The sequence below is a fragment of the Brevibacterium sp. JSBI002 genome (assembly GCF_026013965.1).
Classification (GTDB): domain Bacteria; phylum Actinomycetota; class Actinomycetes; order Actinomycetales; family Brevibacteriaceae; genus Brevibacterium.
On record NZ_CP110341.1, the window covers coordinates 49824 to 71668 of the forward strand.

General features: G+C 66.9%; 21 protein-coding genes. 9 read left to right on the top strand and 12 right to left on the bottom strand.

Features of this window, described 5'->3' with window-relative positions:
* Nucleotides 1-160: 160 nt before the first annotated feature.
* From LJ362_RS00215 to LJ362_RS00250, 8 genes are all read right to left on the bottom strand, one after another.
* The gene (locus LJ362_RS00215) at nucleotides 161-1471 is read right to left on the bottom strand and encodes a hydroxymethylglutaryl-CoA synthase family protein (RefSeq protein WP_264800183.1); all 1311 of its coding nucleotides are present in this window, start codon (nucleotides 1469-1471) and stop codon (nucleotides 161-163) included.
* Entirely contained in the window at nucleotides 1468-2571 is a 1104-nt protein-coding gene (locus tag LJ362_RS00220) for a hydroxymethylglutaryl-CoA reductase (protein WP_264800184.1), read from the bottom strand. Before LJ362_RS00220 ends, LJ362_RS00215 begins: the two co-directional genes overlap by 4 nt.
* Nucleotides 2568-3728 carry a type 2 isopentenyl-diphosphate Delta-isomerase gene (fni, locus tag LJ362_RS00225; protein ID WP_264800185.1) on the bottom strand — a complete coding sequence of 387 codons (1161 nt, stop codon included), beginning with the start codon at nucleotides 3726-3728 and terminating at the stop codon, nucleotides 2568-2570. Before fni ends, LJ362_RS00220 begins: the two co-directional genes overlap by 4 nt.
* Nucleotides 3718-4848 carry a phosphomevalonate kinase gene (locus LJ362_RS00230; protein WP_264800186.1) on the bottom strand — a complete coding sequence of 377 codons (1131 nt, stop codon included), beginning with the start codon at nucleotides 4846-4848 and terminating at the stop codon, nucleotides 3718-3720. The genes fni and LJ362_RS00230 overlap by 11 nt, the downstream gene beginning before the upstream one ends.
* Nucleotides 4845-5861, bottom strand: coding sequence for a diphosphomevalonate decarboxylase (gene mvaD / locus LJ362_RS00235; RefSeq protein WP_264800187.1), 1017 nt, complete (start codon nucleotides 5859-5861; stop codon nucleotides 4845-4847). Before mvaD ends, LJ362_RS00230 begins: the two co-directional genes overlap by 4 nt.
* Nucleotides 5858-6820 carry a mevalonate kinase gene (gene mvk, locus LJ362_RS00240; protein WP_264800188.1) on the bottom strand — a complete coding sequence of 321 codons (963 nt, stop codon included), beginning with the start codon at nucleotides 6818-6820 and terminating at the stop codon, nucleotides 5858-5860. The genes mvaD and mvk overlap by 4 nt, the downstream gene beginning before the upstream one ends.
* Nucleotides 6821-6904: 84 nt before the next feature.
* Complete coding sequence (locus LJ362_RS00245) at nucleotides 6905-7153, bottom strand: hypothetical protein (protein ID WP_264800189.1); 249 nt, start codon at nucleotides 7151-7153, stop codon at nucleotides 6905-6907.
* Between the two features lie 186 nt (nucleotides 7154-7339).
* The gene (locus LJ362_RS00250) at nucleotides 7340-8713 is read right to left on the bottom strand and encodes an FAD-binding oxidoreductase (RefSeq protein ID WP_264800190.1); all 1374 of its coding nucleotides are present in this window, start codon (nucleotides 8711-8713) and stop codon (nucleotides 7340-7342) included.
* A gap of 161 nt (nucleotides 8714-8874) precedes the next feature.
* Here LJ362_RS00250 and LJ362_RS00255 point away from each other — a divergent pair, with 161 nt between their 5' ends.
* From LJ362_RS00255 to LJ362_RS00270, 4 genes are all read left to right on the top strand, one after another.
* The gene (locus LJ362_RS00255; RefSeq protein WP_264800191.1) at nucleotides 8875-10683 is read left to right on the top strand and encodes a bifunctional 3'-5' exonuclease/DNA polymerase; all 1809 of its coding nucleotides are present in this window, start codon (nucleotides 8875-8877) and stop codon (nucleotides 10681-10683) included.
* Nucleotides 10684-10851: 168 nt separating this feature from the next.
* On the top strand, nucleotides 10852-11931 hold the full coding sequence (locus LJ362_RS00260; protein WP_264800192.1) for an NAD(P)-dependent alcohol dehydrogenase: 1080 nt from the start codon (nucleotides 10852-10854) through the stop codon (nucleotides 11929-11931).
* Between the two features lie 192 nt (nucleotides 11932-12123).
* A complete protein-coding gene (locus LJ362_RS00265) occupies nucleotides 12124-12588 on the top strand; it encodes a VanZ family protein (protein WP_264800193.1) in 465 nt (154 codons plus the stop codon).
* Between the two features lie 126 nt (nucleotides 12589-12714).
* On the top strand, nucleotides 12715-13188 hold the full coding sequence (locus LJ362_RS00270; protein ID WP_264800194.1) for a VanZ family protein: 474 nt from the start codon (nucleotides 12715-12717) through the stop codon (nucleotides 13186-13188).
* 81 nt (nucleotides 13189-13269) lie between these two features.
* Here LJ362_RS00270 and LJ362_RS00275 read toward each other — a convergent pair whose 3' ends face one another.
* Nucleotides 13270-13743, bottom strand: a complete 474-nt coding sequence (locus tag LJ362_RS00275) for a MarR family winged helix-turn-helix transcriptional regulator (protein ID WP_264800195.1) — start codon at nucleotides 13741-13743, stop codon at nucleotides 13270-13272.
* Between the two features lie 102 nt (nucleotides 13744-13845).
* Here LJ362_RS00275 and LJ362_RS00280 point away from each other — a divergent pair, with 102 nt between their 5' ends.
* Nucleotides 13846-14304: a VOC family protein gene (locus LJ362_RS00280; RefSeq protein ID WP_264800196.1), complete on the top strand. Its 459-nt coding sequence runs from the start codon at nucleotides 13846-13848 to the stop codon at nucleotides 14302-14304.
* On the opposite strand, the gene LJ362_RS00285 is transcribed toward LJ362_RS00280, so the two are convergent.
* The 3 genes from LJ362_RS00285 to LJ362_RS00295 are packed head-to-tail and all read right to left on the bottom strand — an operon-like array spanning nucleotide 14305 to nucleotide 16487.
* On the bottom strand, nucleotides 14305-14568 hold the full coding sequence (locus LJ362_RS00285; protein ID WP_264800197.1) for a DUF1905 domain-containing protein: 264 nt from the start codon (nucleotides 14566-14568) through the stop codon (nucleotides 14305-14307). It abuts the gene before it with no gap.
* Nucleotides 14569-14613: 45 nt separating this feature from the next.
* Entirely contained in the window at nucleotides 14614-15585 is a 972-nt protein-coding gene (locus LJ362_RS00290; protein ID WP_264800198.1) for a methyltransferase family protein, read from the bottom strand.
* A complete protein-coding gene (locus LJ362_RS00295; protein WP_264800199.1) occupies nucleotides 15582-16487 on the bottom strand; it encodes a PhzF family phenazine biosynthesis protein in 906 nt (301 codons plus the stop codon). Before LJ362_RS00295 ends, LJ362_RS00290 begins: the two co-directional genes overlap by 4 nt.
* Nucleotides 16488-16665: 178 nt before the next feature.
* Here LJ362_RS00295 and LJ362_RS00300 point away from each other — a divergent pair, with 178 nt between their 5' ends.
* From LJ362_RS00300 to LJ362_RS00315, 4 genes are all read left to right on the top strand, one after another.
* A complete protein-coding gene (locus LJ362_RS00300; RefSeq protein ID WP_264800200.1) occupies nucleotides 16666-17772 on the top strand; it encodes a Gfo/Idh/MocA family protein in 1107 nt (368 codons plus the stop codon).
* A 142-nt stretch (nucleotides 17773-17914) separates the two neighbouring features.
* On the top strand, nucleotides 17915-18664 hold the full coding sequence (locus tag LJ362_RS00305) for a M50 family metallopeptidase (RefSeq protein ID WP_264800201.1): 750 nt from the start codon (nucleotides 17915-17917) through the stop codon (nucleotides 18662-18664).
* A gap of 108 nt (nucleotides 18665-18772) precedes the next feature.
* On the top strand, nucleotides 18773-19450 hold the full coding sequence (locus tag LJ362_RS00310; protein WP_264800202.1) for an HAD family hydrolase: 678 nt from the start codon (nucleotides 18773-18775) through the stop codon (nucleotides 19448-19450).
* Between the two features lie 172 nt (nucleotides 19451-19622).
* The gene (locus LJ362_RS00315) at nucleotides 19623-21812 is read left to right on the top strand and encodes an HNH endonuclease signature motif containing protein (RefSeq protein ID WP_264800203.1); all 2190 of its coding nucleotides are present in this window, start codon (nucleotides 19623-19625) and stop codon (nucleotides 21810-21812) included.
* Nucleotides 21813-21845 lie beyond the last annotated feature (33 nt).

Genomic DNA, 21845 nt, shown 5'->3' on the forward strand with positions numbered 1-21845 from the left:
TCGGTCGAAAACTCGCAAAAGGCCCAGTTTGAGTTGAGCAGCCCTGTTTCAAACATGGGCTGTTCGCCTCAAACTGGGCTGACAGCGATCAGGCCGGTCCGAATGCGCGGTGAGGACGCGAAAGGGCGCAGTGACGCCGGGGTGAGGACTCCTGGAGGCTTCAGGCGCGCTCGTAGTAGCGGGCGCGGCCCTTGATCCCGGCGAAGCGGAACGGTCCCGCAGTCACCTTCGGGGTCGAGACGTCCTCGGCGCTGGAGAGCTCGGCGGCGTGGAGGGCGCGATACGCGTCGATGGACAGCGGCACTCGGGCGTCGAGCGCCTCGGTGACGGTCTGTCGGCGCGAATGCTGCTCGTAGCCGGGGACGACGCGGGCGGTGAAGAACTCGCCGACGCTGCCCGACCCATAGCTGAACAGTCCGATGCGCTTGCCGGCGAGATCGTCATCGTGATCGAGCAGTGAGCACAGTCCTGCGTAGAGCGAAGCGGTGTAGGAGTTGCCGAGGCGCCGGTTGTACAGAGTGCTGGTGGCCAGACCCGTATCGCGGGGGCCGGTGGAAACGGAGCTGTCCGCAGAGCCGGCAGTGGCCGAGTGGGCGGCAGCCGGGCCGGTGGAGCCCGCATCCGAGGTGCCGGCAGCATCGGCGCCAGCTCCAGAGGCGCCCGCGACGATCTCCGTATCGAGATCCTCACCCGTGAGTCCGGCGAGGTGGACCTGTGCTTTCTTCGCCATCTTCGTGAACGGCTGGTGGTACAGCACGCGGTCGATCTCGGCGATGGCCGGTCCGCCCTGCGCGGCCAGATCGGACCATGCGCCGGTGAGCGCATCGAGGTAGGCGGTGACCGAGAGGGCCCCGTCGACGATCGCGGTCGTCGAATCGTTCGGGCGCCAGAAGTCGTCGACATCTGCCGAGTTCAGACCCGAGACCGGTTCGATCTCTAGCAGCTTCGGGTTCGCGGACACGAGCATCGCCACCGCACCGGCGCCCTGCGTGGGCTCACCCGGGGTGTCGAGCTCGTAGCGGGCGACATCCGAGGCGATGACGAGCACTCGCTGGCCGGGAGAGCGCGTGACGATGCCGACGGCGGCCTGCAGAGCCGCAGTCGCCGAATAGCACGCTTCCTTGAACTCGACCACGCGCATCTGCGACGGCAGGTCGAGCAGCGAGTGCACGGCCATACCGGCGGCCTTCGACTGGTCGATTCCCGATTCGGTGGCGAACAGCAGAGTCCGGATGCCCTCGGTCCCGCTGCGCTGAACGATGGGCGCGGCGGCCGCGGCGGCCATGGTCACGACATCCTCATCGGGTGCCGGGAAGCTGAACTCGTCCTGGCCGAGGCCGAGGCGGAACTTGTTCGGATCGGTGCCGTTCGCCTCGGCGAAGTCACCGAGCCTGACGACATGATGGCTCGTGGCCAGTTCGATGTCGTCGATGCCGATCGTGACAGTGCCCGCAGCAGTGTGTGATGTCATGCGGCTTCGCCGTCCTCTCGCTGAGTCTCGGCAGCGCGCTGCTCATCAGCCTTGCGTTCCATCTGGCGGTGAGTGTCCATCAGCTCACCGGGGTTCGTCTGGGCGGCGAGCAGTGAGAGCTCGCCGCAGAGCACGGTCGCGGCCATGAGCGCGGCCAGTCGACGCGAATTCGCTCCCGGCTCACGATCCTCCCGGCAGCCGAGGCGTTCCAGCGCCTCGTCGACATGCGGCAGATCCTTGCCGTTGCCGACGGTGCCGACGATGAGGTGCGGCAGCGTCGTCGAGAAGTACAGGCCCTCGGGGCGGTTCTCCGCATAGGTGATGCCCTGCGAACCTTCGACGATGTTCGCCGCATCCTGACCCGTGGCCAGGTAGAAGGCGAGCAGCATGTTCGCATAGTGCGCGTTCGCCGAACGCAGGGCACCGGCGATCGTCGAGCCGACGAGGTTCTTGCGGACGACGATCTCCGTCATCTTCTCCGCACTCGTACGCAGGCGGCGCTCGACGACCTCGTGGGGCAGGAGGATCTCGGCGACGACATTGCGTCCGCGCCCGAGGATCCCGTTGACCGCGGTGGCCTTCTTGTCCGAACAGTAGTTGCCCGACACCGAGCCGTAGTCGAGTCCCAGCTGCCACGACAGGATGCGCTCCATGAGCGTGTCCGAGGCCTGGGTGACCATATTGTGCCCCGAGGCGTCGTTCGTGCGGAAGGCGAAGCGGACGAAGAGCAGGTTCCCGACGATCTCGGGGTGGATCTCGATGAGCCGGCAGTGGCCGGACCCGGCCTCGACGACGTCTTCGAGTTCGGGCATCCGGTGGCGGATGGCCTGCGCGGCCGCCTCGGCGCCGATCGCGGATTCGGCCACAAACAGCACGGACCGGGTCATCCGCTCATCGACGATGACGGTGCGGATCCCACCCTCGATCTCACGGGAGATCGACGCCCCGCGGCCGACGGAGGGCCACAGAGGGGTCTCGTACGTTGCGAGGGGCACGGCCACCTCGGTGTGGGTGCCACTCGGCGCCAGCGCTTCGCCGCTGACCCGCAGGGGACCGACCCACGTAGTGGGGATCCCGGTGATCGTGGTCTGCTGATTCACAGCTGATTCCTCCTCGAAAGGACGTCGGATCGGTGCGAGAGCGCGGTGACGTCGATTCCGCGCAGGCGGGCGAACTCGCCGAGGCGGCCCCGCGTGAGCAGGTCCGTGGCCGTGAGGTCCGTGGACCGCTGCGCCCCGAGCAGGGCGAACAGAGCCGAGGTCTGAGTCTGCCAGGTGCGCACGAGTTCGACCAGTCCCCCCGGACCGTGGTCGAGAACGGTCTGCAGGAACGTGCCGGCGACGCCGACGGCGCGAGCACCGCAGGCCAGTGCTTTCACGACATCATAGGGGTTGCGCACGCCGCCGGAGGCCAGCAGCACGCGGTTCGAGACGCCGTCGTCCATCGTCGTCTCAGTGGTCCACTCAGATGGGGCGTCGAGCAGGCTGGCCAGGGCCGACTGACCGAAGCCGGTGAGCATGGAGAAGTCCTCGGCCGGTGAGCGATCGTTCTCGATGCGCAGGAAGTCCGTGCCTCCGGCGCCGGAGACGTCGGCGTACTGGACCCCGATATCGGCGAGGAGGGTGAGCGTGCGGCGGCTGAGTCCGAATCCGACCTCTTTGACCACGACGGGAACGGGGCAGGCGGCGACGATGTCCTCGAGACCGGACAGCCAGGTGGAGAAGTCGCGGGTGCCTTCGGGCATCGCGGTCTCCTGCACCGGGTTGATGTGCAGTTGGAGGGCATCGGCGTTCAGCAGTTCGACGGCCCGCCGGGCATCATCGGCGCTGCGACCGGCACCGAGGTTGCCCATGACGAAGCCGTCCGGGTTCTCCTCGCGGATGACGGTGAAGCCCTTCGCTGCCTCGGCGTCGTCGAGGGCCACGCTCATCGATCCGCAGGCCATGGGCAGGCCGGTCTCGGCGGCGGCGATGGCCAGGTCCCGGTTGATCTTCGCCGTGGTCTCCGTGCCGCCGGTCATGCCGTTGACGTAGAAGGGAGTCGGCCACGTCCAGTCTCCGAGTTCGACCGAGAGGTCGACAAGTTCGGGGTTCGTTCCCGAAAGCGCATGGTGGACGAATTCGAGGTCATCGAAGTCGGTGCGGCGGGGGCCTTCCGTCTGCTGCGCCGACGCGAGGCGCACATGGTCGTCCTTGCGGGAGGCCCGTGAAGCCTTGGTCTCCGGGGTCTCAACTGACGCCGGGGTCTCAGAACTCATCGATCTCGCCTTCCTCTCGGTGGGCACCGAGGTCCAGGGGTCGGATTCCGGCGGCTTCCCAGCCGCTGAGAATGGTCTGTGCTTCGGTGTGGGAGTGGGCGAGGGCGATTCCGCAGTCGCCGCCGCCGGCTCCCGAGGGCTTTGCTGCCGCCCCGTGGGTTTCGGCGATCTCGCACAGGTCGTGCAGGGCTTCGGTTTCGATGAGGCTGCCCGTGGAGTCGCTCAGTCGCCGCAGCAGGGCACGCACGGAACGGATCGTGGTCAGGCTCGCCTCCGCATCGTCGGCGTCGAAGGCCGCCACCAGGTCGTCGACGAGCGTGTGCGACTCGGCGGCGAAGGACACGAGCGGGCGCGCTTTCTGTGGTGCCGCGGTCGATCCGGCAGAGGCTTCGGCTGCCTGCTCGCGCGGGGTGTGGACGCGTGTGACGAGGTGTTCGGTCGACGCCGGTGATCCGGTCCAGCCGACGAGGAGGTCGAGCGAGCTCGGTGGGGTGACCCGTCTGGCCGAGCAGCCGGCCCACTCCGAGCAGCTCAGAGCGGAGACGACTCCGTGGGCCTCGCGGTGAGCGTGCAGGGCGGCACGGTCGGGGGAGGAATAGCGGATCCAACCGCCGAAGGTGCTCGCGGCAAGATCGCCGCCGGAGGCCTTCGTGGATATCGCGATGGTCGCCAGTACGGCGAGCTTGAAGCGTTCGGTCAGGGTCAGCCCGAGGCGATAGAACTCATCGAGAGCGGCGATCGTCGCCACCGTCACCGCCGCCGAGGAGCCGAGGCCGAACTTCCGGCCGTCTGAGTCATTGAGTTCGCTGGAGATCTCGAGATCGAAGTAGCGGGGGCTGGCACCGCGGCCGGAGCGCAGCTCTTCGACGGTGGAGATCGCCGAGAGCACATAGTCGAAGGGGCGCTCGTCGACGATGATGTGCTCACCATCGTCTTCGCGCCGCCACACGACGGGAGCCTGACCGTATTCGCTCGAATGGATGCGACCGGCGCCTTCGCTCTCGGTCAGCCGGACGGTGATGCACCGGTCGACGGCGATGAGCACGGCGGGCTGTCCGGGCTCGACGACGGCGTACTCGCCGGCGATGAACAGCTTGCCGGGTGCCCGGGTCTCGATCATGCCCGGCTGCCCTCACCCGCAGCCTGGTTCACTGCGTCTGCGGGCGGGACTGCGTCAGCGTCGGTGAGCAGGTGGGCTCCCGGTCCCGGTCCGACGACGCGGACGTCGCCGAAGCCGGAGAGCTTCTCGGCCAGTGCCTCTGCGTCATGGGGACGGACGATGACGGCGACGTTCGGGCCGGCATCGGCGGTCGAATAGGCTTCGATCCCCGACTCGCGGGCTTCGGCCACGGCGTCGAAGATCGCATGGCTGGTCGGATTGAGGAACCGGATCGGCGGCACGGTGGACTGGATGAGGCCGTGCATGCGCAGGGCGTGGGATTCGGTGATCTCGCCGATGCGGGTGAAGTCCCCGGCCGCGCACGCGGCAACCATCTGCTGGAGGTAGTTCTCGGTCGAGGACACCCAACCCGGGTAGAAGGGGGAGGTAGCGGCCGTCAGGCGCATCGCCTCGCGGGAGGACACGGCCTTCCTCGCCCGGTTGACGGTGACGATGATCATCCGCATATCCGGAGCGGGAACGGTCTCGGCGAAGGAGGAGGCGTCGTCGCCAGCGTGCCAGACGGCGATGCCGTCGGGAATCGAGCGGCAGGCCGACCCCGAACCGCGGCGGGCCAGTCGGCTGAGATCCTGGGGCCCGAGGTCGAGGTCGAAGGCCGCGGCGGCGGCCGTGGCCAGAGCGGCGAATCCCGACGCCGAGGAGGCCAGACCGGCCCCTGTGGGCACGGAGTTGCGGGAGCGGACGAGGACCCGGTCATCGCGTCCCGCCAGGGCGCGGACGTGGTCGAGGAAAGCGGAGATGCGGTCCGTCTGACCGGCATCGGCGAGTGCACCGTTGAGTTCGAGGACATCGGTCGAGGCGTCCGGGGCGGGCACCGCGGTGGTCGTGGTCTCGAAATGGTCGAGGGTCAGCGACAGACTGCCCGCAGCGGGCAGGATGAGCTCCTCATCGGCCTTGCCCCAGTACTTGACCAGGGCGATGTTCGGGTAGGCCCGCGCCGTCGTCGTTCTCATGTCGGTCTGACCTCCGTCGTCCAGGTGCGGGGTGCTCCCGCCTTGCGCAGGGCCTCGGCGAGCTCCTCGGCCGAATCATCGTCCTCGGCCAGGGCCAGCACGCAGCCGCCGAGTCCGCCGCCGGTGAGTTTGGCGCCCCAGGCTCCGGCCGCGGTGGCGGCATCCACGAGGGAATCGAGGGTCGGGGTCGACACACCGAGGCTGCCGAGCAGTCCATGGGCTTCGTTCATCAGCGTGCCGATCGCCCCGCGATCACCGGACCGGATGTTGTCGACGGCGGAATCGGTGATTTCGGCGAGACGGTCGATCATCCCCCCGATCCGTACAGGATCGGCGTCACGGCGGGCACGGACTCCTCCGACCGCCTCGGCGGTGGACCCGTGATGACCGGAGTCCGCGAGGACGAAGACGAGGCGCTGACCGACGTCGATGGTCTGGGCGCACCCGGTCTGGAAGCGGATGGGGGCGGGTTTGGCCACGGCCCAGGCGTCGATTCCGCTGGGTCGGCCATGGGCGACGGTTTCGGCCGCCTGCACGATCTCGTGGAGGGTGTTCTCGTCGAAGACCGTCGCATGAAGGTTCGCGACCGCGCGGGCCACGGAGGTGGCCACGGCTGCACTCGACCCCAGGCCGCGGCTGTGGGGGATCGCCGAACGGATGAGCAGCTCCACCTCGGCGTCGGGGTTCCCGGCGGCCTTCAGCGCGGCGTTGAGACCGGCGACGACGGGGCCCATCGGTTCCGGAGCGGTCTGTGCATTTCCGGAGAACAGTTGGCTCTCGATCCGGGTCTCCTGATGCGGGGACCGGCGGATGTCGGTCTGGACTCCGAGTCCGTGCAATGGCACTGCGACGGCCGGAGAGCCGTAGACAACCGCGTGTTCGCCGAACAGGATCGCCTTTGCGTGGGCGAAGCCCTGGGTCGTGCCCTGGGCGGGTTCGGTCTGAGAGGAATTGTGCATGCAGGATGGTTTCGGAGTCTGTGGATTGATTTCACCATCATATGCCGTACCCCCGCCCATCCCGAAGACGAGGTGACGTCCGTCTCAGGTGAGTCCTACCGAGAGGTAGTCGCGTTCGGCCGGGTCGGTGGTCAGGTCGAGGGCCCGCCGGCGGGCGGTGGCCGCCTCGTCTGTGCGGCCGAGGCGGGTGAGCAGATGAGCCCGCAGCACCCCGGCAGGTTGGAAGGCGGAGAGACTAGGCGAGCCGGCATCGATCGCGTCAAGTGCCGCCAGTCCCGCCTCGGGGCCGTCGGCTCCGGGCTCGGGTGCGTGGAAGATCAGTGAATAGCGCATGGTTCGCTCCGTTCTGTGTGCGGCGGCCGGATTTCGGTCGCTCACGGAGAAGACGATCGAATCGACGCCGATTCGACAGCTGTGCAGAATTCTTCCACGAATCCCTTCCGCCGAGGCGGCTGTGGCCCCAGTCCGGACCGCCGAGGCGGTCCCGAACCACCCGAACCGGTCCCGACGGCCGGAGCCTCAGACGAGTCCGGTGTAGACCGATCCCGGGTTGAAGATGTTGTCCGGATCGAGGGCCTGTTTGATCCGGTGGTTGAGCTCCATGACGTCCTCGCCGAGGTAGGGCGCGAGCCACGGTGCCTTGAGTCGGCCGACGCCGTGCTCACCGGTGATCGTGCCGCCGAGGCCGGTGGCGAGATCCATTACCTCGCCGTAGGCGATCTGCGCGCGCTTCTGCTGCTCCTCGTCCTTCGGGTCGAGGACGAGCAGCGGGTGGGTGTTGCCGTCGCCGGCGTGGGCGATCACGGCGATGGTCACCTGGCGTTCGGTCGAGATCTTCTCGATGCCGAGCACGAGGTCGCTGAGCTTCGGCAGCGGGACCCCGACGTCCTCGAGCAGCAGAGCACCCTTCTTCTCCACGGCCGGGATCGCGATCCGGCGGGCCGTGACGAAGGCTTCGCCCTCCTCGGGGTCGGCGGTGAGATAGCACTCGGAGGCGGAGTTCCGGTTGCAGATCTCCTCGATGATCGTCGCCTGCACAGTGCAGTGCTCGCCGGGCTCGTCGGACTGGATGACGAGCATGCCCTCGGCCTCGCGGTCGAGACCCATCTTCAGCTCATCCTCGACGGCGTTGATCGAGGGCTTGTCCATGAACTCGAGCATCGAGGGGCGCATGGCCTTCGCGATCTCGAGCACGGCGTTCGTGGCGTCGGCGAGCTTGCCGAACATCGCGACGACGGTCGTCGGGGGCAGCTGGGCGGGAATGAGTCGCAGGGTCACCTCGGTGATCACGCCCAAGGTCCCCTCCGAGCCGACGAACAGCTTCGTCAGCGGCAGACCGGCGACGTCCTTGAGCCGCGGCCCGCCGAGCTTCACGGCCCGACCGTCGGCGAGGACGACGGTCATCCCGAGAACATAATCGGTGGTCACGCCGTATTTCACGCAGCACAGGCCACCGGCGTTCGTGGCGATGTTGCCGCCGATCGAGCAGAACTCGAAGGAGGAGGGGTCCGGCGGGTACCACAGGCCGTGTTCGGCCGCGGCGGCCTTGACCTCGGCGTTGAAGGCGCCCGGCTGGACTGTGGCCATGCGGGTGATCGGGTCGATGCTGATCTCGCGCATCTTATCCAGCGAGAGCACGATGCCGCCCTCGACCGCGGAGCTGCCGCCGGACAGGCCGGATCCGGCGCCGCGGGGCACGATCGGGACCTTCGCCTCGGCGGCGATGCGCACCACCGTCTGCACCTCCTCGGTGGAAGTTGCCCGGACCACGGCCAGCGGCACCCCGGCGTCGGGATCGTTGGCCCGGTCCCAGCGGTAGGCATCCATTGAATCGGGATCGGTGATGACGGCGGCGGCCGGCAGGGCGGAGGTGAGAGAGGAGACAACGTCCATGTTGCTTATCTGGCCTTTCGAGCGGAGTTCGGCACCCGGAATTCGCTTCCGACGTTACCAGGATCACATTCACCCCAGGTGGGCAGGGCCAGGGTGCGGACAAGCGAGCGGGAGACCGTCCGAACGACTGTCCGAGCGAGCCCGCGGCGTAGGCTGGATCCATGACCTCCGCCCCCGTTCAGCGGCCCACCGCCTGCGTGCTCGGAACCGTGCCCGGAACCGGGTTCGAGGGGCAGCGGATCGGGATCGTCGACCTCGACAGCGCAGGTCAGGAGATCGGTCGGATCGACCTCGCCGAGGCGGACCTGCCCGATTTCGTCCGTGACCGTGAGAATGGGGCCGGGAGAGAGGCGACCGGGGCGGCCGGAAACACGGTTCGCGCTCCTGCCCCCGGTCCTAGGTGGGTCCTCAGCGACACTGCGAAATGGTGTCCGCCGCTGTTGGCCGCCGGAGTGAGCATCGAGCGCTGCCATGATCTGCGTCTGGCTCACGCGATCCTGGCTCGTTCAGAACTCGTCACCGCCCCCGAATCGATCCGCGACGCCTCCGAGTGGGACGCCGCGCCCGCCGACGCCGCCGCACCCGAACAGGCGGCCGCTCTCTTCGACGTCGATGCCGGTCGCGGCCACATCCCACAGGTGCCGCACGATCTCGAGGCGGCCCTGGCCGAACATGCCCGGCAGACCGCGGCGATCGAGACCGCGAGCCATCCGGGACGCCTGAGGCTGCTGCTGGCCGCAGAATCGGCCGGAGGGCTCGTCGCCGCAGAGATGCGCGCGGCGGGAGTCCCCTGGGACGAAGCCGAACACGACCGAATACTGACCGAGATGCTCGGCCCCCGACCGATCCGTGACGGGAAGCCGGCGAAGATGCTGGCCAAGGCCGATGAGGTCCGCGCTGCCCTCGAGGACCCGCGGCTCAACCTCGACTCCCCGAACCGACTGCTCTCAGGCCTGCGCAATGCCGGCATCAACGTCGCCTCGACGTCGAAGTGGGAGCTGGCCGAAAGTGATCATCCGGCGATCGCACCCCTGCTCGAGTACAAGAAGATGGCTCGGCTCTTAAGCGCCAACGGCTGGCATTGGCTCGACGAGTGGGTCGATGACGGCCGCTACCGGCCCGTCTATGTGCCCGGCGGAGTCGTCACCGGCAGGTGGGCGGCCAGCGGGGGAGGCGCGCTGCAGATTCCACGCCAGCTGCGCCCGGCCCTGCGCGCCGATGAGGGGTGGCGACTCGTCTCCGCTGATGTCGCTCAGCTCGAACCCCGCGCGCTCGCCGCCATGTCAGGGGATCGGGCGATGGCCGAGGCCGGATACGGCAAAGACCTCTACTCCGGGCTCGTCGACGCCGGAGTCGTCGCCACCCGGCAGGAGGCGAAGATCGCTGTCCTCGGCGCGATGTACGGGTCGACGACCGGTGAGGCAGGGGCACTGGTGCCTCGGCTGCGACAGAATTTCCCCGCCGCGATGCATCTCGTCGACTCCGCCGCCGAGGCGGGACGACAGGGAGGGGTCGTGTCCACCTGGTTGGGCCGGACCTCCCCACCCCCGAGCGAGGGATGGCAGAAGCTGCAGAGGGCAGCGAACCGTTTCGACGCCACCGGCAACGATGAGCAGCGGGCCCGCCGCGCCGCGGGTGACCAGGGACGATTCACCCGCAACTTCGTCGTCCAGGGCACCGCGGCCGAATGGGCGCTGGCCTGGCTGGCCGATCTGCGGCTGCGTTTGGCCGGACTGCCCGCGATCGACGAGAAGCCGGCGACCGCCTCGGGGCCGGTGTTCGCTCGGCGGGCCCACCTCGTGTTCTTCCTCCACGACGAAGTCATCGTTCACGCCCCGGCCGAACAGGCCGAGGACGCCGCGGACGCGATCAGGGCGGCGGCCGCCTCGGCGGGTCGATTGCTCTTCGGGGACGCTCCCGTCGATTTCCCGCTCGACCTGAGCATCGGCGAGCGGGCGATCAAGGACTGAGCACAGCCAAGGGCCCGAGCACAGTCAAGGGCTGAGCCTGAACGCCTGCGCGTGCGCCTGCGGGCCTGAATGTGATCTGAAAGATAAGTCCTTATGCATGGAATAGAATTCCTGCGTCAGGCGCTGGACGATGGGGCCCAGCCTCGCACATCCGAACAAGGAGAGCATATGAGCATCAGCGTCAAGGCACTGCAGAAGACCGGACCGGACCAGCCGTTCCGCGTGGCCACGATCGAACGCCGGGATCCGCGCCCCGATGACGTCCTCATCGACATCAAGGCGGCCGGCATCTGCCACAGCGATATCCACACCATCCGCAACGAATGGGGCGAGGCGCACTTCCCGCTCACCGTCGGCCACGAGATCGCCGGCGTCGTCGAAGCCGTCGGCGAGAACGTCACCGATTGGAAGGTCGGCGACCGCGTGGGCGTCGGCTGCATGGTCAACTCGTGCGGCGACTGCGAAGAATGCCTGGCCGGCCAGGAGCAGAACTGCCTGAACGGCAGCGTCGGAACCTACAACGTCGAAGACGTCGACGGCACGATCACCCAGGGCGGCTACGCGCAGAAGGTCGTCGTCAATGAACGATTCGTGTGCCGCATCCCCGATGCCCTCGACTTCGACGTCGCCGCCCCGCTGCTGTGCGCCGGCATCACCACCTACGCACCGCTCAACCGCTGGGGTGCAGGGGAGAAGAAGGACGGGGTGCCGAAGCAGGTCGCCGTGCTCGGGCTCGGCGGACTCGGACACATGGGCGTGCAGATCGCCGCGGCCATGGGCGCCGAGGTGACCGTGCTCTCGCGTACGCTGCGCAAGGAGGACGACGCGCTCGCCCTCGGCGCGAAGCGGATGCTCGCGACGACCGAGGACGAGTTCTTCTCCGACCACCGCGGCGAGTTCGACCTCATCCTCAACACGATCAGCGCCGACATCCCCGTCGACCGCTACCTGCGCCTGCTGAAGCCGCGTGGAGTCATGGCCGTCGTCGGCCTTCCGCCCGAGAAGCAGCAGTTCTCCTTCGGCTCGGTCATCGGCGGGGCCAAGGCGATCGCCGGATCGAACATCGGCGGCATCGCCGAGACCCAGGAGATGCTCGACTTCTGCGCCGAGCACGGCATCGCCGCGCAGATCGAGACGATTTCCGTCACCGAGACGGACGCCGCCTATGACCGGGTCGTCGACGGAGATGTGCGCTTCCGCGTCGTCATCGACACCGCGAGCTTCGACGAAGTCGAGGCTGTGAGCTGACGGTCTCGGCCGAAGTTCTGTCCTGATTCGGTGCGCTGTGGCGATGGCGTGAGACCGCAAGGGTCGGGGGAGTTCCGCAATCTCTGCGGGACTCCCTCGACCCTCCTGCTGCAGGAGGGCACAATGAGACCGGGGCAAGCGAGTCCGGGCAGACTGAGTCCAAGCGGCCGGCCCTCGACGAATAGGGGAGCGATGACGGGTGCGAGGCGGAGGCTGCGAACGGTGCCCTTGGCGCTGCTCATCCTCTACACCGTCTTCATCGGTCTCGTCACCCTCACGCCCAACCAGCTGGACACGGGCCCCGGATCGGTCATCGCGTTGCTGCTCGAGTTCCTCGCTTCCCACCGGGTGACCTCGTGGATCGACTACGACATGCTCGAGAAGCTGGCGAACGTCGGAATGTTCATCCCCTTCGGGCTTCTCCTGGCGCTGCAGTGCGGTCGCGGCCGCTGGTGGGTCGGCTGGGTCACGGGGATTGCCTTCACCTGCCTCATCGAGGGCACGCAGGCGACTCTGCTCTCACCCACTCGCTTCGGCACGATCAGCGACCTCGTGACGAACAGCCTCGGCGCCGGCATCGGAGCGGTGGCCGGACTCATCGCCATGACCCTCTGGCCGGGGTCTGACGACGTTCCCGTCGATCACGAGGTGCACTGAACACGTGATGCACTGATGTCGCGGTGCATGGATCGTGGGGTGCACTGATCGCGGTCAGCTGCGCATTGACCATGCGCAGCTGCGCATTGATCGCACTCCAAGGATTCAGTCGTATGTTGGACGGTGATGACAGATCGTGATCAGCGCACAGTCGGTGCGCCGCTGGCCCTTCTCGTCCTCTACACCCTCTTCATCGCCGCCATCACGCTGACCCCGCAGCAGATGGGCACCGGCCCGGACACCCTCATCGGGCACGCACTCGACCTCTTCGCCGCTCACCGGGAGACTGCCTGGCTGACCTATGAACGGGTCGAGAAGCTGGGCAATGTGGCGATGTTCATTCCCTTCGGCTTCCTCGCGGCCCTGCACTTCGGGCGCCGACGCTGGTGGCTCGGATTCCTCTTCGGCGCGGGTTTCAGCGCCGCCATCGAGATCTTCCAGGGCACCGTGCTCACTCAGTCCCGCTTCGCCACGCTCAGCGACCTCGTCACGAACACTCTCGGCGCCGGCATCGGCGCGCTCCTCGGCCTGTGCTGCCTGGCCGCATGGCCGAAACGGTCGACGAGGCGGGAATCCGAAAAGGAGCTCGCGCCGGTGTAGGTCCGATCACGTCAGTCCGGGGCCCCGGTTGTCCGCCGACCTTCCAGCCGGCCCTTCGGTGACCGCTCGATCTCCCGGCCCTCAGTCGTCCTCGGCTTCTTCGAGGGCCGCGATGCACCGCCCGAGCGCCTCGGTGACCATCGTCCGAGTCTCATCGTCGAGCGATGAGACCATGCGCCCGGAGACCGCCTCGACGCGGGAGACGGCCTGATCGAGCACCTCAAAGCCCGCCGAGGTGAGGCGTGTGGGCAGGATGCGACCGGACTCGGCCGTGGAGGGTCGCTCAATCAGTCCCCGTTCCTGGAGTCCGCGCAGCAGCGTATTCATCGTCTGCCGGGTGACGAAGGCGCCGCGCGCGAGCTCGGAATTCGACGCGCCCGGTCTCCGGCGCAGCTGTTCGAGGCAGTTGTACTGCGGGGTGGTCAGCTCCAGCGGCCGCAGCGTCTCGTCCATCTTCGACCGCAGCGTCGACTGCAGGTGCTTGAGCTGAAAGCCGAGCAGCGACTCGAGGCTGTCTTCTCCTGCGTGGTCTTCAGCATCCTTCTCTTGACTCATGTAAGCATTCTGACATACATTGGGTCATGTCAGGATACTGACATTAAAGGCGAGGGCGGTCCGCCGCGAGGCGGCGAGCTGCCGTGAGATGAGGAGGACGCCATGAACACGTCAATGAGCACAGAGAAGATGGGCACAGAATCGGCCGCCACGGAATCGACCGGTGCGGAGGCAGGCGCCACACAGCAGGTCGGCTCTGTGAGCGGCCCGGACTTCATCGCCTTGCAGGTCCGAGACGTGGAAGCGGCCGCCCGGTTCTACGAATCGCATCTCGGGCTCACCCGTGCCCCGGTCGCTCCTCCCGGAGCGGTCGTCTTCACGACGTCGCCGATTCCCATTGCCGTGCGCGAACCGCTGCCCGGCGTTGATCTCGACGCCGGGGACCTCCCGGGGAACGGGGTGGCATTGTGGCTGAGGTGCGACGATGCCCGCGCTCTTCATGATTCCCTCGCCGAGGCGGGGGTGGAGATCCTCCGGGCGCCAGCTCCCAGCCCCTTCGGACTGACCTTCGCCTTCGCCGATCCCGACGGCTATGCAGTGACCCTGCACGACGCAGGGTGATCAGCCGAGCGAGTCGACGATCTTCTTGATCCGGCGGTCGCGGGTCTCACCGCCGGCGACGCCGATCTTCTCCCGGTGCTCCTTGGCGAGCGGGAGCAGGTACTTCCCACCCATCACCGTGGTCGTCGAGAAATACGAATAGCCTTCGATCGTGACGATGACCGGGACCCGCTTGCCCACGCCGAAGCCGAGCACGATGTCCTCGGGAACTTCGATGCCGACGTCGTTGCCGAGTTTCAGGAGTTCAGTGGTGAACGTGACCATGCGGCCTCCTCGGTGAGTGGATGGTCTTGACCGAGCGTAGGCCGATCAGTCCTCGTCGACAAGGTCGGGAGCGGTTTCGGTGGTCGAGAAGGTCGGCCACCAGCAGCGTACGCGCTTGGCGTAGTCGCGGTATTCGTCGCCGAAGCGCTCGATCAGGTCGGTCTCCTCGTGGGGGCGGATGAGCCAGTTCCACAGCAGTGAGCCGATGAGTGCGTATACGACGACGAGCCACGAACCGATGAGCAGGCCCATCGCCATGCCCTGGACGATGCCTGCGATGGCCATCGGATTGCGGACGAAGGCGTAGGGACCGCGGGTGACGAGGTGATGGGCCATCTGGGAGGGCAGCGGTGTGCCGGAGCCGAAGTTCGCAATCGCTCTGGCCGACCACACGCCGATGACGCTGGAGATGGCGAGCAGGGCGAAACCGACGACGACCAGGAGGATCGGGAACTTATAGGCGAGGTTCCAGCGGTCTTCGAAGGCATTGATGATGACCGGGATGATGATGAGGAACACGCCCCAGAACACGACGATCTGGATGGTGGTCCGCATCAGCAGGCGGGACCGGATGCGGGTATGCGAACTGTGGAACGCGAAGGGTCCGATGAGGAGCTTCTCGGACGGGATGCGCCCGACGATCATGAGCACACCGGCAAGGAGGCTGCCGAGCGCGGCGAGGATCATGAGGACGGCGCCGAGTCCCGCCTCGGTGGTGGCGGTCGCATAGACGACCATGCCCAGGGCCACGAGCACGGTCCAACCGGTCGCGATCCACACCGCCCAGCGGAAGTTGAGCGCGGCCAGGGCCGAGCCGATGACGAAGAGCGGAATATCGACGAATGCGATGAGCAGCGGGTCGATGCTGCCGAGCGTCGCGTCGGCCACCCCGGGAACCATCGCGGTGCCCAGCCACCACGCCGCTCCGGCGAGGGCCTGGAGGGCGAAGTACATCCGGCCGTGGAAGATGCGCAGTCGTTTCTTCGGTTTGTTCACTTCGGTGAGATGTCGATTCATGTGTGCACCGTCCCGCGGATGCAGATGGATGTGTCTCCGCCGACCCAGATCTCGTCGTCCTCGGCGGCGATGGAGATGACTCCGGAGCGGCCGAGCGCGGTTCCCTGGGTCGCGGTATAGCTGTTCGGGGCCAGGTTCTCACCGATGAGCCATTGGGCGACGGAGGCGTTGAGGCTGCCGGTCACCGGATCCTCGGCGACGCCGACTCCCGGCACGAAGGCGCGGATCTCGTACTCGTGGTCCGACCCGTCGGGGTGGGCGCCGAGGACGCCGAGCTTCGCATCCGGGATCGCCGAGAAGTCCGGGGTCAGTGCGAGCACCTGTTCGGCGCTGGACAGTCGCACGGCCGCCCAGCCGGGGCCGTTGTCGGCCCACTGGTGTCCGAGGATCTCGGAGCGATCGACGCCGAGGGCGGCTGCGATCTGCTCGACGTACGCCTCGTCGAGCGGTCCCGAGCGCAGGCGATCGGGGGCGGCGAAGGCGAGGAGTTCGGAGGATGCGGTCGCTGGTTCGGTTGGGGTGGTCGGGCTGGTCGGATCGGTCGGGCCGCCTCGGCGAGGGGATCTGCGGATGTCGACGAGACCGGCACCGCACTCCTGGACGATGCGGTCCGCGTGTTTCGGGGCGCCGCCGGCGTCGAGCCAGGCCGCTGCCGAACCGAGCGTGGGGTGGCCGGCGAAGGGCAGCTCTCGGTGCGGGGTGAAGATGCGCAGGCGGTAGTCGGCCGCGGGGTCGTCGGGCGGGAGGACGAAGGTGGTCTCGGACAGGTTCGTCCAGTTCGCGATGCGGGCCATCTGCGTGTCATCGAGGCCATCGGCGTCGACGGTGACCGCGACGGGGTTGCCCTGGAAGGGCACGGCAGAGAAGACATCGACCTGGGCGAAACGACGGTGCTGTGACAATGACACTCCTTCGCAATATGCGGACCACGCTGCGAGCGGGGGATTGCGCGGGCGCTTCTCACAGTGTAAAGGCCCAGGCCGGAGCGTCGGTGGATTGGCCCCTGTTGGCGCGGGGGTGTCAGCTGCGGAGGGCGGCGGTTCGGTCGACTCGGTGCGACCGGTGATTGCATAATGAGGCATGCACTCAGGTGACACTGCGCGGAGACGAGGTCCTCGCATCGGAATGCTCGGCGGCGGGTTCATGGGCCGCGTCCACAGTCGAGCCGCACGTTCGGCCGGAGCCGTGCTCGACTCGGTCGCATCGTCGCGGCCGGAGAGATCGGCACAAGCGGCGGCGAATCTCGGCTTCGAGAATTCGACTGCGCCCGACGAACTGCTCGGCCGCACCTTCGACGCAATCCACATCTGCACGCCCAACGACGTCCACGCGGCACAGTCCCTGCAGGCGCTGGACGCGGGGTCGAACATCATCTGCGAGAAGCCCTTGGCCACTGATTCGGCCGCCGCGCGTGCCGTGTTGGCCTGCGCCGACGAGGCGGGTCTGCTTGGGACCGTTCCGTTCGTCTATCGCTACCACCCGATGGTGCGCGAGGCCCGAGCCCGATTCCGCGAGGGGCAAGCCGGGACGCTGCTTACCGTCGACGCGGGATACCTGCAGGACTGGCTGCTCGGCTCGGGCGACGAGAACTGGCGCGTCGAGACTGAGCGCGGCGGCCCCTCGCGGGCCTTCGCCGACATCGGCTCCCACCTCGTCGACCTCATCGAGTTCATCGTCGATGACCGAATATCGTCCCTGGTGGCGACCACGAGGACAGTTCACCCACGCCGAGGCGGCACCGCGGTGACCACGGAGGACACCGTGGCTGCAACCGTCGAGTTCTCCGGCGGCGCCATCGGTTCGCTGCTGGTGTCCCAGCTGGCTCCCGGACGCAAGAACGGACTGACCGTGGAGATCGCCGGCACCGAGGCGAGCATGCGCTTCGAGCAGGAGCAGCCCGAGCAGCTGTGGTTCGGCAAGCGCGCCGACAGCCGCCTCCTCGTCCGCGATCCCGACTCCCTGTCCGCCGATGCCGCGCGCCTGTGCATGGTCCCGGCCGGCCATCCGCAGGGATACCAGGATGCGTTCAATGGCTTCGTCGCCGACTCCTATGCCTACTTCGCCGGCGAGCGACCCGAAGGTCTGCCGACTCTGCGAGACGGGGTGCGAGCCGTGCTCGTGACGGAGGCCGTGCTGCGGTCGGTACACGAACGTTCTTGGGTCGATGTCGAGTCGCTGGGCCTCTAGGCGCCGTGACCTCCGGCACCATGGGCACCCCGACTGCCCGAACCGTGGGCGCCTCCTGCCTGAGTCATCGGAGTCCGACCTCCCGAATCGCTGAGGAGGTCCTGAGGGTCCCGCTCAGGAGCGGTTCGTACACTGGGCCGCTATGGACTTCAAGCAGGCAACGGCGACGTGGTGGGATGCCATCACCTCGGGCTTCGGGCGGCAGGACGGGCTCGAGCTCGACATCCTCGGGCTCGTGCTCGTCATCGGAGTTCCCCTGGTCGTGACCCTGACTCCGGGGATCTGGAGGTTCTTCGGACTGTTCGTGACCTTCATCCACGAACTCGGTCACGCATTCGCCGCCCTGATGACGGGACGCGTGGTCAAGGGGATCTCACTGAACTTCGATCATTCGGGGCAGATGAACTCCTTCGGCCGAGTCGGCTTCTCCGCCACTTGGGCGGGTTTCTGGGGATATCCGGCACCGGGCGTGCTCGGGCTCGTCCTGGCCACCTCGGCGGTCTTCGGTTGGGCCCCCTTGGCACTGTCAGTGGGCGCGCTGATCCTGTTGGTCGCGCTCATCTTCATCCGGAACTTCGCGGGCGCGGTCATCGCCGTGATCACGGCGATCGCGGCGCAGCTCGTCGTCGTGTTCCTGCCGCTGGAGTGGATCTCGGTCTTCGTCGCCGCGCTCGGCACGGCGCTGACGATCGGGTCGCTCAAGGACCTCGTCAAGGTCATCCGCGTCCATACGCGCCGGCGCCACGTGCAGCAGTCCGATGCCTATATCCTCGCGCAGGGCTCGGCCTTGCCCGCCGGTGCCTGGCTGACGCTGTTTGCGCTGGTCATCATCGTCTGCGCGCTCGCCACCGCACGGGTGCTGTATACGGCGGTGTCGGTCGGCGCGGTGTGAATGCGGCGAGCTTTGGGCGGCGAGCGTGCGGGGCGTGCCAGCTGTGGGAGGTGCCTCTGACCCGGCGGGCCGCGATTCCACGTCAGTGCCTGGTGGCAGAATCGGAGTATGGCCCCACTTCCGAAGTTCTCCGCCGTCCTCTTCGACTGTGACGGAGTCCTCGTCGATTCCGAAAGCATCACGAACGGCGTCCTCCACCAAATGCTGCAGGAACTCGGCTGGCAGCTGAGCGCCGAGGAATGCATTGCGCGATTCGTCGGCAAGATGCTCCGCGATGAGGCTGATGTCATCGAGGAGCACACCGGATTCCGCATCGACGCGGAGTGGATGCAGGAGTTCCGACGGCGGCGCAATGCCCAGCTCGAGGCCTCCCTCCAAGCGATTCCCGGGGTCGTCGAGGCCGTTCACCGCATCGCCGAGATCTACCCGGGCAGGATCGCCTGTGCTTCGGGAGCGGATCGTCCCAAGATCGAGCTGCAGCTGCGCAAGATCGGCCTGTTCGATGCCTTCGACGGTCGGATCTTCTCCGGCATGGAGCAGCCGAACTCGAAGCCTGACCCGGACGTCTATTTGGCGGCAGCCGAATCCTTGCAGATCGACCCCGCCGAGGCGGCCGTGATCGAAGATTCCCCCACAGGCGTGATCGCCGGGGTTGCGGCCGGATCCCGCGTGCTCGGGTTCTGCCCGGATTCTCCGGTTCATCAGAGTGCGAAAACGCTGTTGGCTGCAGGTGCGGTTGAGACCTTCAGCGCGATGGATCAGCTGCCTGGCCTGTTGACTGAGTAGGTACCTGGCTCGCTGAGCCTCGGCTGGGACGAAATTGAATCATCAAAATGTATCAAACGGCATTCAGAATCATAGCTTTACTTTTCGTAATCGAAATGTTACATTCATTTCTCCTTCTTGGAAGTAAAATGGAGTCAAGGCATTCACATCGACGTGAAAGGCGGCGAGACCGATGAAGGATCCTCAGGATCCGGGCAACAGCGGTCTCGAGCGTGCCTCGAATGAATCAGTCTCCGGTTTCCCCGCCGCATCGGCGGATCCCTCTTCTTCGCCACAGGTCCCTCTGATCGGCCCCGACTCGCCCCGTCGTCTCGACGTCGACCCCGACTCGCCGATGGCCGTGGTCGTCAGTCTGTCTCAATTGAGCACGGGAGTTCGCCTCGCCGAATTCCAAGCCGTCGCGGGCCTGTTTCTGACCGATGTCATTGAGAAGCTCCGTTACGCCGAGGGCGACAAGATCTACTATCACGCAACGTTCTCTGAGACGGCTGGCCGCTTCATCACGGCACGTGACGGACTGCCGCCCAAGGAGGACGACTTCGTGGACCCGTGGACATCCACCGGCTTCGTTCTCGAAGACCGCGAAGTCGTCGGGTCTGATGACACTGATTCTTCCACCGGCACTGCCACGGGCGACAGCGAAACCGGGGAGAGCATCGTCGATCAGCCACTTGCTCCGCCGGCAGCCCCGCTTCCGAACTTTCCCAAATTCGGACTGCACAAATCCTTCAACAGCTGGGTCCATGATCTTGCTGCTCGCGAAGAGATCGCCGAATTGACCGCGGTCCTCGGCTCGTCGAGCGACGGTGCCTACAACGAGATCACGAACGCCGTCACACTGGCGTTCGGCCTGCCGAAGTTCCTGCAGCGCTGCCTGGCCGGTGAGTTCACGATCGAACACGTGCTTGCCGCGACCCGTGCCATCAAAGACGTCGCCTTTGAGTATCTGCCCCGTCTCGATGCCTACCTGGGCGACCGTCGTGCCGATATCACCCTGGAGACCTTCAGGAAGTCGCTGAACCTCAAGATCGCGGCGATCGTGCCTGTCGACGACCGGGCCGAGCTGGCCAAGAAGCGTCGCCGGGTTGACATCATGAATTACCCCGACGGCACCGCCTCGGTGACCCTGTCCGGACCCGCCGTGGAACTCAACGCCTTCTACCTGCGCATCGAGGCCTTCGCCCGGGCGATCCGCAATGGCAACATCTCAGCACTCACCGAAGAGAGCACCGCCGGCCTCGAGGTTGCCGACCAAGACAGCATCGCCGCCCTGATGTTCGACATCGCCACGCGAGCGACCCCGCAGATGAGCATCGCCGTGACGACGCACGACACCACGACCGGTGAGACCACCACCAACGAGATCGCTCTCGAGACTGCCGACGATTCCGACCCCATGGCTCCGATCACCGCATCCGCGGTCGATCGCACCGCGCAGACTGTGCAGCGCGAAGCGGTAGCGGCAGCCAGCACCGGGGTCGACGTGAAGACCACCATCAAGCTCGTCATGCCCACCCACGGACAATGGGTGCGAGAGCAGGCGAAGATGATGGTGACGGTCCCATATCTCACCGCGGTGGGAAAGTCGGAGCTGCCGGGAACGTTCTCCGACGGCACCCCGGTGCCGCCCGACGCAGCACGGGCTCTCGCAGGTGAGAGCCGCACTTGGCACCGGATCCTCACCGATCCCGCCACCGGGACACCGATCGATGCCCGCTCACGCAGCTACCACATCCCGGCAGAAGTGCGCGCGCCCTTGGTCGGCAAATGGCAGTCCTGCACTGCTCCGGGGTGCACCCGACGAGCGGAGATCTCGGAAGTCGACCACATCATTCCGTTCGACCATGCCGATCCGGCCCGAGGCGGTCAGACGACGTTCGAGAACCTCCATCCGCTGTGCAAACCCGACCACCAGGCGAAGACCGACCGCAGGTTCTCCGTGCGAATGACCGAGGACGGGGCAGTGGAGTACTCCTTCACCCGCGGAGTAGTCGCAACAATGTATCCACCGGACAACCCGATCAACGCCGAGCATGCTCGACAGGTGGAGAACTTTGACCAACTGCCGAATCTGCTCGACCGGCAGAATCCCGTCGATGCTGAGCAGCTTCGCGACGTCGGAAATCTGGGCCCAGCCGGACGACTCGACAATACAGATGCATTTCGCCCTCCTGAACCAGAGGGCCACACCGCAACAGGGGACTCCGAACCAGTAGCCTCCGAGCCAAGGGACTCCAGACCAGGCTCCAGGGAACGAGGGGACAAGTGTGCCCCGAGCGCTGGCGCCAAGCCCGTCTTGAGCGTCGGCCGGGAGCCCCCGTGGAACGACTATTGGGACTCCGGAGATCCTCCCCCGTTCTGACGGCGGGTCCGTTCTGACGGCGAACCCTTTCTG

Bases quoted from the DNA above. Each gene is read 5' to 3' on its own strand.
- LJ362_RS00215 (WP_264800183.1), bottom strand. From the start codon at position 1,471: ATGACATCACACACTGCTGCGGGCACTGTCACGATCGGCATCGACGAC.
- fni (WP_264800185.1), bottom strand. From the start codon at position 3,728: ATGAGTTCTGAGACCCCGGCGTCAGTTGAGACCCCGGAGACCAAGGCT.
- LJ362_RS00230 (WP_264800186.1), bottom strand. From the start codon at position 4,848: ATGATCGAGACCCGGGCACCCGGCAAGCTGTTCATCGCCGGCGAGTAC.
- mvaD (WP_264800187.1), bottom strand. From the start codon at position 5,861: ATGAGAACGACGACGGCGCGGGCCTACCCGAACATCGCCCTGGTCAAG.
- mvk (WP_264800188.1), bottom strand. From the start codon at position 6,820: ATGCACAATTCCTCTCAGACCGAACCCGCCCAGGGCACGACCCAGGGC.
- LJ362_RS00245 (WP_264800189.1), bottom strand. From the start codon at position 7,153: ATGCGCTATTCACTGATCTTCCACGCACCCGAGCCCGGAGCCGACGGC.
- LJ362_RS00250 (WP_264800190.1), bottom strand. From the start codon at position 8,713: ATGGACGTTGTCTCCTCTCTCACCTCCGCCCTGCCGGCCGCCGCCGTC.
- LJ362_RS00255 (WP_264800191.1), top strand. From the start codon at position 8,875: ATGACCTCCGCCCCCGTTCAGCGGCCCACCGCCTGCGTGCTCGGAACC.
- LJ362_RS00260 (WP_264800192.1), top strand. From the start codon at position 10,852: ATGAGCATCAGCGTCAAGGCACTGCAGAAGACCGGACCGGACCAGCCG.
- LJ362_RS00265 (WP_264800193.1), top strand. From the start codon at position 12,124: ATGACGGGTGCGAGGCGGAGGCTGCGAACGGTGCCCTTGGCGCTGCTC.
- LJ362_RS00270 (WP_264800194.1), top strand. From the start codon at position 12,715: ATGACAGATCGTGATCAGCGCACAGTCGGTGCGCCGCTGGCCCTTCTC.
- LJ362_RS00275 (WP_264800195.1), bottom strand. From the start codon at position 13,743: ATGAGTCAAGAGAAGGATGCTGAAGACCACGCAGGAGAAGACAGCCTC.
- LJ362_RS00280 (WP_264800196.1), top strand. From the start codon at position 13,846: ATGAACACGTCAATGAGCACAGAGAAGATGGGCACAGAATCGGCCGCC.
- LJ362_RS00285 (WP_264800197.1), bottom strand. From the start codon at position 14,568: ATGGTCACGTTCACCACTGAACTCCTGAAACTCGGCAACGACGTCGGC.
- LJ362_RS00290 (WP_264800198.1), bottom strand. From the start codon at position 15,585: ATGAATCGACATCTCACCGAAGTGAACAAACCGAAGAAACGACTGCGC.
- LJ362_RS00300 (WP_264800200.1), top strand. From the start codon at position 16,666: ATGCACTCAGGTGACACTGCGCGGAGACGAGGTCCTCGCATCGGAATG.
- LJ362_RS00305 (WP_264800201.1), top strand. From the start codon at position 17,915: ATGGACTTCAAGCAGGCAACGGCGACGTGGTGGGATGCCATCACCTCG.
- LJ362_RS00310 (WP_264800202.1), top strand. From the start codon at position 18,773: ATGGCCCCACTTCCGAAGTTCTCCGCCGTCCTCTTCGACTGTGACGGA.
- LJ362_RS00315 (WP_264800203.1), top strand. From the start codon at position 19,623: ATGAAGGATCCTCAGGATCCGGGCAACAGCGGTCTCGAGCGTGCCTCG.